Source organism: Kitasatospora sp. NPDC056800 (assembly GCF_042789775.1).
Taxonomy (GTDB): Bacteria; Actinomycetota; Actinomycetes; order Streptomycetales; family Streptomycetaceae; genus Kitasatospora.
Map to the genome: position 1 here is coordinate 1 of NZ_JBHUAL010000370.1, position 3,257 is coordinate 3,257.

The 3,257-nt window shown below is 73.2% G+C and carries 1 protein-coding gene; it reads left to right on the forward strand.

The annotated features are described in order from the left end of the window. On the forward strand, positions 1-3,257 hold a 3,257-nt coding region (locus tag ACFRQN_RS40300; RefSeq protein ID WP_380745621.1), incomplete at both ends, for a condensation domain-containing protein.

Here is a 3,257-nt window from a genome sequence, read left to right on the forward strand (position 1 = left end):
CTGCTGGCCGGCCACCGGGCGGGCATGATGGCGGGGGAGGAGAACCGGAAGTTCGCGCTGACGGCCTCGCTCTGCTTCGACGCCTCCTGGGAGGGCCTGCTGTGGATGGTGGTCGGGCATGAGCTGCACCTGATCGACGACGAGGTCCGCCGGGACGCCGGGCAACTGGTCCGCCATGTGCGCGAGTCGGCGATCGACGTGGTGAACGCCACGCCGTCCTTCCTGGTCCAACTGGTCGAGGAGGGCCTGTTGGAGGCGCCGGCACCGGGCGTCGTGCTGGTGGGCGGCGAGGCCGTCGGCCAGGCGCTGTGGACGCGGCTGCGGGAGACCCCGGGGCTGCGGGCGTACAACCTGTACGGGCCGACCGAGTCCACCGTGGAGGCCCTGGAGCAGCCGCTCGACGGTTCGGACCGCCCGGTGCTCGGCCAGGCCGTCGCGGGGACCGTCGGGTACGTGCTGGACGAGCACCTGAACCCGGTGCCGGCCGGCATCCCGGGGGAGCTGTACCTGGCGGGCGCCGGACTGGCCCGCGGGTACCTGGGCCGCGCCGCGCTCACGGCGGAGCGGTTCGTCGCCAGCCCGTTCGTCGCGGGCGAGCGGATGTACCGCACCGGTGACCTGGTGCGCCGCGCCCGGGACGGTGAGCTGGAGTACCTGGGCCGCACCGACGACCAGGTGAAGATCCGTGGTTTCCGGATCGAACTCGGTGAGATCGAGGCGGTGTTGGCGGCCCATCCGGCTGTCCGTCAGGCCGTGGTGACCGTTCGGGAGAGTGAGGACGGGGACCGTCGGCTGATCGCCTACTGCGCGGTGGCCGAGGATTCCACCTCCGAACTCGGTGGCGCGCTGCGCCGGTTCACCGCCGAGTCGCTGCCCGGCTACATGGTCCCGGCCGCCGTGGTGACGCTCGATGCCCTGCCGCTGACCGGCAGCGGCAAGGTCGACCACCGTGCCCTGCCCGAACCCGACCTGGCAGCATTCGCGCCGGCCGGTGGCCGGGCGGCCCGTACGCCGCAGGAGGAGATCCTGTGCGGCCTGTTCGCCGAGGTGCTCGGCCTGGACGTGGTCGGGGTGGAGGACGACTTCTTCGCGCTGGGTGGGCACTCGTTGCTCGCGACCCGGTTGCTCAGCCGGGTGCGCTCGACGCTGGCCGCCGAGTTGGCGGTCCGGGACGTGTTCGAGGCGCCGACGCCGGCTGGGCTGGCGGCCCGCCTGGGTTCGGGGGCGGAGCGTCTCGCGCTGACCGCCCACGCCGAGCGGCCGGAGCGGGTGCCGCTGTCCTTCGCGCAGCAGCGGCTCTGGCTGATCGACCGGATGGAGGGGCCGAGTGCGGTGTACAACCTGCCGCTGGTGCTCCGTGTGACGGGCGAGCTGGACACCGACGCCCTCGGCTCGGCCCTGGGCGACCTGGTCGCCCGGCACGAGGTCCTGCGCACGCTGATCGAGGAGGAGGACGGCACCCCGTACCAGCGCGTCCTGCCGGCCTGGGCGGCCCGGGTGCCCGTCGAGCTGCTGCCCGAGGGCACCGCGCCGGAGGCCTGCACCGGGCGCCCGTTCGACCTGGCCGCCGACCTGCCGATCCGGGCCCACCTGATCCCGGCCGGGCAGGCCGAGTACCTGCTGGTCCTGGTGCTGCACCACATCGCCGGTGACGGGTGGTCGATGGGTCCGCTGTTGCGGGACCTCGCCGCCGCCTACGCGGCGCGGACGGCGGGCACCGTGCCCGGGTGGGCGCCGCTGCCCGTCCAGTACGCCGACTACGCGCTCTGGCAGCGCGAGCTGCTCGACGAAGCGGACCAGGACGGCCCGATGGCACGCCAACTCGGCTACTGGCGCGAGGCGCTGGCCGATCTTCCGGAGGAGCTGGCGCTGCCGGCGGACCGTCCGCGGGGTGCCGTGGCCAGCCACCGGGGTGACCGGGTGGTGCTTCCGCTGGGTGCCGAACTGCACCGTGCGCTGGTGACGTTGGCGCGCGAGCAGCGGGTGACGATGTTCATGGCCGCGCAGGCGGCGCTCGCCGCTCTGCTGACCCGGCTCGGTGCCGGGACGGACATCCCGATCGGATCGGTGACGGCGGGGCGTTCGGACGAGGCGGTGGACCAGCTGGTCGGCTTCTTCGTCAACACCCTGGTGTTGCGCACGGACACCTCGGGCAACCCGAGTTTCACCGAACTGCTGGCCCGGGTCCGGGAGACCCAGCTCGATGCCCATGCCCATCAGGACGTGCCGTTCGAGCGCCTGGTCGAGGAGCTCAACCCGGCGCGTTCGCTGGCCCGGCATCCGCTGTTCCAGGTGATGCTGGTCCTTCAGGGCGGTGGTGACACGGCGCCGCTGGACGCGGCCGGGCTGGACGTCTCCGTGGAGCCGTCCGGTCGTGCGGTCGCCAAGTTCGACCTGAGTGTCGGCATCGGTGAGTCCTTCGGTCCGGACGGCGCGCCGGCCGGTCTGGAGTGCGTGGTCGACTTCGCGACGGACCTCTTCGACCGGGAGACGGCCGAGGCGATGGTCCACCACTTCGCCGGCCTGCTGACGGCGGCCGTCGAGCGGCCGGACACCCGGATCGGGGCACTGCCGTTGGTGAGTCCGGAGGAGCGGGTCGAACTGCTCGGTGCTGCGCGGCCGTTGGCTTCGGAGGTGCCGCTTCTTCCGGCGGTGTTCGAGGAGCAGGTGGCGGCCACGCCGGAGGCGGTGGCGCTGGTGTGCGGTGACGAGGTGCTGACGTACCGGGAGTTGGACGCACGGGCCGGACGGCTCGCGGGTCGGCTGATCGGTGCCGGGGTGACGCCCGGTGCGGTGGTGGCGTTGGCGCTGCCGCGCTCGGTGGAGTCCGTGGTCGGGCTGCTCGCGGTGCTGAAGGCGGGCGGGGTGTACCTGCCGCTGGACGCCGGGTACCCGGCGGAGCGCACGGCCTACACCCTGGCGGACGCCGAGCCCGCGCTGGTGCTGACCGACGACCGGTGGCTGCTGCCCGAACTGCTCACCGAACTCCCGGTGTTGGACGTCACGGACGCGCCCGGACCGGCGGACTTCACCAGGCCCGTCCTGGACGGGGCGGACGCGGCGTACGTGATCTACACCTCCGGCTCGACCGGCCGCCCGAAGGGTGTGGTGGTCTCGCACGGGAGCCTCGCCGCTCTGCTGGCCGGCCACCGGGCGGGCATGATGGCGGGGGAGGAGAACCGGAAGTTCGCGCTGACGGCCTCGCTCTGCTTCGACGCCTCCTGGGAGGGCCTGCTGTGGATGGTGGTCGGGCATGA